The sequence below is a fragment of the Streptomyces sp. YS-3 genome, assembly GCF_045257485.1.
GTDB lineage: Bacteria > Actinomycetota > Actinomycetes > Streptomycetales > Streptomycetaceae > Streptomyces.
In genome coordinates this window covers 1-6,878 of sequence record NZ_JBJHPC010000396.1, presented here as the reverse complement: position 1 = coordinate 6,878, position 6,878 = coordinate 1, and the positions used below count along the sequence as shown (strand labels likewise).

6 protein-coding genes and 1 pseudogene are annotated in these 6,878 nt (G+C 72.8%); 6 read left to right on the top strand and 1 reads right to left on the bottom strand.

Translation table 11 applies throughout. The annotated features are described in order from the left end of the window. The 6 genes and pseudogenes from ACJA3G_RS26235 to ACJA3G_RS26210 all read left to right on the top strand — a co-directional run. Window positions 1–1,697: pseudogene (locus ACJA3G_RS26235) on the top strand (serine protease); the annotation flags it as partial. Between the two features lie 63 nt (window positions 1,698–1,760). Next, window positions 1,761–2,717, top strand: coding sequence for a bifunctional riboflavin kinase/FAD synthetase (locus ACJA3G_RS26230; protein WP_406555516.1), 957 nt, complete (start codon window positions 1,761–1,763; stop codon window positions 2,715–2,717). A gap of 128 nt (window positions 2,718–2,845) precedes the next feature. Further along, the gene (locus ACJA3G_RS26225) at window positions 2,846–3,241 is read left to right on the top strand and encodes an SAV_915 family protein (RefSeq protein ID WP_406555515.1); all 396 of its coding nucleotides are present in this window, start codon (window positions 2,846–2,848) and stop codon (window positions 3,239–3,241) included. After that, window positions 3,238–3,528, top strand: a complete 291-nt coding sequence (locus tag ACJA3G_RS26220; protein WP_406555514.1) for a DUF6317 family protein — start codon at window positions 3,238–3,240, stop codon at window positions 3,526–3,528. The genes ACJA3G_RS26225 and ACJA3G_RS26220 overlap by 4 nt, the downstream gene beginning before the upstream one ends. A gap of 10 nt (window positions 3,529–3,538) precedes the next feature. Next, window positions 3,539–4,858 carry a WXG100 family type VII secretion target gene (locus ACJA3G_RS26215; protein WP_406555513.1) on the top strand — a complete coding sequence of 440 codons (1,320 nt, stop codon included), beginning with the start codon at window positions 3,539–3,541 and terminating at the stop codon, window positions 4,856–4,858. 25 nt (window positions 4,859–4,883) lie between these two features. After that, window positions 4,884–5,345 (top strand): hypothetical protein, encoded by a 462-nt coding sequence (locus ACJA3G_RS26210; protein WP_406555512.1) that lies wholly within the window; start codon window positions 4,884–4,886, stop codon window positions 5,343–5,345. A 128-nt stretch (window positions 5,346–5,473) separates the two neighbouring features. On the opposite strand, the gene ACJA3G_RS26205 is transcribed toward ACJA3G_RS26210, so the two are convergent. Next, window positions 5,474–6,878 (bottom strand): MinD/ParA family protein (locus ACJA3G_RS26205; RefSeq protein ID WP_406555511.1); only part of this gene is annotated, 1,405 nt, incomplete at its 5' end.

Sequence of the window (6,878 nt, the reverse complement as noted above, 5' to 3'; positions counted from 1 at the left end):
TCCCCGTCCCCCGGCACCGCGTCGGCCCCGTCCTGCAGGCCCTGCTGCTCCTCGACCGCGAGCAGGGTCCCGACGGGCTCGCCCCGCACCTGGCGAAGCTGGTGGACTCGCTCGACCGGCTCGCGGCCGGGGCCGGGACGGCCGCGCCGGACCGGGCGGAGGACGCCGGCTGGTGGGCCGTGCACCTGCTCACCCAGACGCTGCTGCGGGTGCCCGAGCCCCGCTCGTACCTGTGTGTGCTGCGGCTGCTCGCGGACCGGATCAGCGCGTGCTCGGTGCGCGAGGGCGGCCCGGAGGGGCTGGGCGGGCTCGGCACGTTCGGGCCGTGGTTCTGGCAGCGGCTGCGGATCGGCGACGACCGCCGGATGGAGCTGCTGCGCCGCCTGGTCCCCGCCGACGGGGCACCGGGCCGTTCACCCGGCTGGGAGCGGTACCTCGACGCCGTGGACCGGCGTCTGGCGGCCGAGCCCCGGAGCGTACAGCCGCTGCTGTGCCGGTGGTTCACCGACGAACGGCCCCTGCCCGCGCCGCCGGGCAGTGAGATGCGTCCGACCGTCGCCGGGGCCGCGCAGGCCCTGCTCTACGCCCGCCGCTCGCTGGCCATCGACGATCTCACCGAGGCGCTGGTGGCCACCGCGCACGCCCGCGCCGACGAACTCCTGGCCGCGCTGGCCGAGGACGAGCCGTCCGCGCTCTGCCGGGCCGTGGACCGCTGGGCCCACGACGACCGGCCCGAACGACGGGTGGCCGCCGCCGCGTACGGTCCGCGCGTCGCGCCCCACGTCACCACCGCCGCCGACCGCGATCTGCTGCGCTACGCCGCGCTCGCCCTGCTCGCCCGGTCCGCCGACACCCCGCTGCACGGCGCCGCGCTCCACCTGCTGATCCGCGACCCGCGCACCCGCGCGCACTACCTCGACGCGACGCTCGCCCGGTACACGGGCGGCGACCCCAAGCTGCCCGCCTCCGCGCTCCTCGCCGCGCTCGCCACGCACCCCGAGCCGGTCCTCGCCGCCTTCCAGACGCGTCTGGACCAGCCGGGCGAGGCCGCGGCCGAGGTGCTGGGGGCGCTCGCCGAGATCAACACGCCGGCGCTCGCCCGCCGGGCGGCGGCGCTCGTCCGGCACTACGTGGGCCGCCACCCCGAGGGCGCGGCCGACGCCGCCGCGTTCGTGGAGCGGCGCCTGGAGTACGGCCCGGCGGCCCGTGCCGTGCTCTTCCCGCTGGTCACCTCCGTACTGCGGGGCTGCTCGCCGCAGGCGCGGCGGGCGCTGGCGCCGGTGCTCGCCGCGCCCGGCAGCCGCACCTCGCGCCCCCTGCGCGCCGAGCTCCTGGACGTCCTGCTCGAATACGAGCGGTACGAGTCGCGGGACCCGGAGGTGCTGCACGCCCTGCTGCGGGCCGCCGCCCTCGGGGCGGTGGCGCGCCCCGAGGCACGCACCCGCGACCTGGTCCACCGCACCGGGCTGCTCCTGGTACGGACGCCCGAAGGCGCCTGCTGCTTCGACCGGCAGGTGGTGGAGCTGGCCCGGGAAGTACCGGAATTCGCCGTTCAGGTGGCGGGCTGGCTCGCCCAGGCGCCCCACGAGTGGTCGGCCGTGATCGGGCCGAGCGCCCGCCGCACGGTCGAGGCACTTGCGGTGCCCATGCCGATGAGGGCCGAACACGCCGGGCATGGCAGTCTTAGACCTGTGTGAGAGGACACCTCTCACGTACACGGGTTCGGATTTCGGGCGAGTTTCGGGCGAGGAGCGGTCACAGTGCAGCGCTGGCGTGGCTTGGAGGACATTCCCCAGGACTGGGGACGCAGCGTCGTCACCATCGGCTCCTACGACGGGGTGCACCGCGGTCATCAGGTAATCATCGGGCGGGCGGTGGCGCGCGCCCGTGAGCTGGGCATCCCCTCCGTCGTGGTGACCTTCGACCCGCACCCCAGCGAGGTCGTGCGCCCCGGCAGCCACCCGCCGCTGCTCGCCCCGCACCACCGGCGCGCCGAGCTGATGGCGGGACTCGGCGTGGACGCGCTGCTCATCCTCCCCTTCACCAGTGAGTTCTCGAAGCTGTCGCCGGCCGAGTTCGTGGTGAAGGCGCTCGTGGACAAGCTGCACGCGCGCGTGGTCGTCGAGGGCCCCAACTTCCGCTTCGGCCACAAGGCGGCCGGGAACGTCGCGTTCCTGGCGGAGCTCGGCGAGACGTACGACTACGAGGTGGACGTCATCGACCTCTTCGTCAGCGGCGAGGCGGGCGGCGGGCAGCCGTTCTCCTCGACCCTGACCCGGCGTCTGGTCGCCGAGGGCGACGTAGCGGGCGCGGCCGAGATCCTGGGCCGCCCGCACCGGGTCGAGGGCGTCGTGGTGCGCGGCGCGCAGCGCGGCCGGGAGCTGGGCTACCCGACGGCGAACGTGGAGACGCTGCCGCACACCGCGATCCCCGCGGACGGCGTGTACGCGGGCTGGCTCACCGCGAACGGCGAGCGGATGCCCGCCGCCATCTCGGTCGGCACCAACCCGCAGTTCGACGGCACCGACCGCACGGTCGAGGCGTACGCGATCGACCGCGTCGGCCTCGATCTGTACGGGCTGCACGTCGCCGTCGACTTCCTGGCCTATGTGCGCGGCCAGGAGAAGTTCGAGTCGATCGAGGCGCTGCTGGAGGCGATCGGGCGCGATGTGAAGCGCTCGACCGAGCTGATCGAGGCGTACGAGGCACAGGCGTAGCACTGGTCAAACACTGGTCAACCAGTGCCCAGAAACCGCCCAAGAGCTGGCATCCATTGACTATGGGTGAAGGCTTTGGGCGGTTTTCGTCGTATTGACGCACCGGGGCGCCGCATAAGTTGAGACATGTGGCTGAACCACGAGTGTCCCGCATCCTCGGCATCGTCGGCGTCGACGCCGCCAAGAGCGCGCAGCCGGGCGTCCCGCCGTACCACACACCGGTGTTCGTCCCGGCCCACCCGCGCTATCCGGCCGGCGGCGCCGCCCCGCGCGTCGACTTCGAGCTGCTGCGTCCGCCCTCCGGACCGCCGGTTCCGGTGGCCTTCACCAGCGTGGTGAAGCTGGTCGAGGCGCTCGGCCCGGCGCAGCCCTGGATCGCCCTCTCCATCGGTCCGTTCGCGGAGGCGATGCGCGAGGCCCGGCTGCCCAGGGTGCACCTCGACCCGCGGGTGGCGCCGGGCGGGCGCCGATGGCGGCCGGAGGACCTGGAGCGTACGTACGGAGAGAACGGGGCCGAGGCATGAGCGCCGATGTGAAGGTCATCCTGGGCGACCTCAACGCGATGGCGTCGACCTTCCACAAGGAGGCCGAGGTCTACCGGGGCATGCACGCCAATGTGAAGCCCGCGGTGGCCGGTTCCGGCGACGCCGGGTGCGACGCGGCCATCAAGGCCATGGCCGACCTGATAGCGGGCCTGCACGACAAGCTGTCGGACCGGCTCGACGACAACAGCGACAAGGTGAAGTACGCCCACGACTCGATGCAGCGCAACGACATCGACGTACACGGCCTCTTCGAAGACCTGATGTGAAGGGCACGCGGTGAGCGACAGCTGGGTGGGCGGGGACATCGGCGGTATCCGCACGATGGGCGACGCCTACAAGAACGCCAAGCACGACCTCGAATCGATCGTGAAGCCGCTCGGCACGGTCGTCGAGCAACTGGCCAAGGACGCGGCCTGGGAGGGCGAGGCCGCCGAGTCCTTCCGCGCCAAGTGGAGCGAGGACGCGCTCACCGCGGGCGGGTTCGCGGAGCTGGTCCACGCGACCGGCGAGATACTCACGACCCTCGCCGACCACCTCTCGGCCGCCGAGAGTGCCCTGCAGAACGCCGAGGACGTCGCGGTGAAGGCGGGCGTCCCGATGGGCCCCAAGGGCGTACCGGGCCAGCTCATGACCAACAACCCGCCCAACGACAAGGAGCAGAAGGCGATCGACGCGCTGCGCGACTACGCCGGCGTGCGCGACGAGATCCTGCACACCGCCCAGCAGGCCCGCCTCGACGCGGCCGAGGCGCTCAACAAGCTGTACGAGGAGGACACCTCCAAGGTGTCGACCGGCGACAAGGTCACCATCGCCGACTATCTGCGCGGGCTGTACGCGTACGACTCCGAACGCACCCGGGTCAAGGGCCACGACGCCGCCACCAAACTGGACGACGCCAAGAAGGAGGCGGACGCGGCGAAGAAGGACCTTCGGGCCGAGCGCAAGCAGTGGCAGAAGCAGGGCAGGACGCTCCCCAAGGACTCCCCGGCCCGGCTCGCCTACAAGGACGCGCTGACCAAGCTCGACGGCCTGGAGACCGACATCGCCCGCGCGGAGCACGGCAGTTCGGCGCTGCCCTACGACCATGCGCTCAATGTGAAGGTCGCGGACGCGGCCGACGCGCTGAAGCTGGGCAAGGGCCTGGAGAAGCTGCCGGACTTCCTGAAGGAGATCCCCGTCGTCGACGTCGCCGCGGCGAGCGTCTGCGGCCTGCTGGAGGCGAAGGACGACCACGACAAGGGATGGTCGTGGACGCACTCGGTGGTGGTGGACGGGGGCGCGGCGCTGGGCGGACTGGCGGCGGGCACGGCGGCCACGGCGGCCGGTGTGGCGCTGGTGGCGAGTTCGGAGATCACCGTGCCGGTGGCGGTGGTCGCGGGCGTCGGGGGCGCGGTCGTCATCGGAGCGACCGACCTGCTCGACGAGGCGTTCCACGAGCACTGGAGCGAGGACATCCACGACCACGGGGTCATCGGCGGACTCTGGCACGGCAGCGGCAACGTCCTGTCGGACACCGGCCAGGACATGAAGCGGCTCGCGGACGACGCGGGGGACCTGGGGAAGAAGGCGTGGAATGGGTTCAAGGGGCTCTTCTGAGCCGGCTCCGGCCAGACTGCCGATCGTGGGCACCACCTGGTACCGGCGGGGCTTCGGCTACTGGGCGCGCCGGATCGCCCTCGCCGCCTTCGTCCTCCTGGCGATGACGCTGATGCTGAGCGTGCTGCTCATCGCCTTCGGCGACACCGTGGACGGGCTCCCCGGCAGCTGGCCGATGGTCCTGTGGACCGCCATGACGGCGCTCTGCGCCGGGTCGGCGGTCTGGGGCTGGGTACGGGCGCGGCGCCAGACGCGGGAGGCGCTGGCCAGGGCGGCGTCGCCGGAGGAGTCCTGGAAGGCGCACCGCGGCGGGCAGCGGCAGGTCGGCGCCGGCCTCAGCAGCCCCTGGCGGGCCCTGGTACTGCTCGCCCTGCCGTTCCTCGCGCCGCTCTTGGCCTGGCTACTGGGCACGCTCTGCGCGGCGACGTTCGTACGGGAGCTGCCGTCGGAGGTGGGGGCGCGGAGGGCGCTGGCGGCCCAGCGGTAGGGGGGCGCGGGCAGCCGCGCTACCGGCCGAGCGCGGGCCGCCGCCGGAGGAACAGAGGCTGCCAAGCCCGAAGGGCCCGTACCGTCGCGAAGACGGTACGGGCCCTTCGGTGTCACCCCTCGCCGCTCCTACTGCTGAGGCGGCTGCTGCTGCCACCCCTGAGGCGGCTGCTGCCCGCCGTACGGCTGGGGCGGCTGCGGCTGAGGGTGGGGCTGCTGAGGTGCGTACGGCTGCTGCGGCTGGGACTGGCCGGGGAAGGGCTGACCGGGCACCTGCTGCCCCGGGACGGGCGGCTGGCCGGGAACGGGCTGACCCGGGACAGGCTGGCCGGGCTGCGGCGCGTACTGGCCAGGCATCGGCGGAGCCATGTGCGGCGGCGGGTTGAGCCCGTCCCCGGTCCACAGCCCCTGCTGCTGCTGGGCCCGTACGAAGTCCTCCGCCACCAGCGCCGACAGGTGGAAGTACGCCTCGCGCGTCTTGGGCCGCATCATGTCGAGGTCGACCTCCGCGCCCGCCGCCAGATGCTCGTCGAACGGGACCACCACGACCCCGCGGCAGCGCGTCTGGAAGTGCTGGACGATGTCGTCCACCTTGATCATCTTGCCGGTCTCGCGGACTCCCGAGATGACGGTCAGCGAGCGCTGGACCAGATCGGCGTAGCCGTGCGCGGAGAGCCAGTCCAGGGTCGTGGACGCGCTCGACGCGCCGTCGACCGACGGGGTGGAGATGATGATCAGCTGGTCCGCGAGGTCGAGGACGCCGCGCATCGCCGAGTACAGCAGACCCGTGCCCGAGTCGGTCAGGATGATCGGGTACTGCTTGCCCAGGACGTCTATCGCCCGCCGGTAGTCCTCGTCGTTGAACGTCGTGGACACGGCAGGGTCGACGTCGTTGGCGATGATCTCCAGACCCGACGGCGCCTGCGAGGTGAACCGGCGGATGTCCATGTACGAGTTGAGGTACGGGATCGCCTGGACGAGGTCGCGGATGGTCGCCCCGGTCTCGCGGCGCACCCGGCGGCCGAGCGTGCCCGCGTCGGGGTTGGCGTCGATGGCCAGGATCTTGTCCTGCCGCTCGGTCGCCAGCGTCGCGCCCAGCGCCGTGGTGGTCGTCGTCTTGCCGACGCCGCCCTTGAGGGAGATGACCGCGATCCGGTAGCACGACAGCACCGGCGTACGGATGAGGTTGAGCTTCTGCTGCCGCTCGGCCTCCTCCTTCTTGCCGCCGAACTTGAAGCGGGAGGAACCGCCCGGGTTGCGGCTGCTCTTCGCCTTCTGCTTGTTGTTGCGCAGCAGCCGGTCGGAGGAGAGCTCCACGGCCGCGGTGTACCCGAGCGGCGCGCCCGGTACGGACCGCTCGCGCTGGTCGTGCGCGACGGGGGAGGGCCACCCGGCCCCACTGCGCGGGTCCACGGGCCCGGCGGAGGGCTGCGGCAACGGCTGCGCCTGGGGCTGGGGCTGGGGTTGCGGCTGGCCCTGCGCCTGCGCCGGGGGCTGCGGCTGCGCCTGCTGCTGGGGGAAGCCGTGGCCGCGC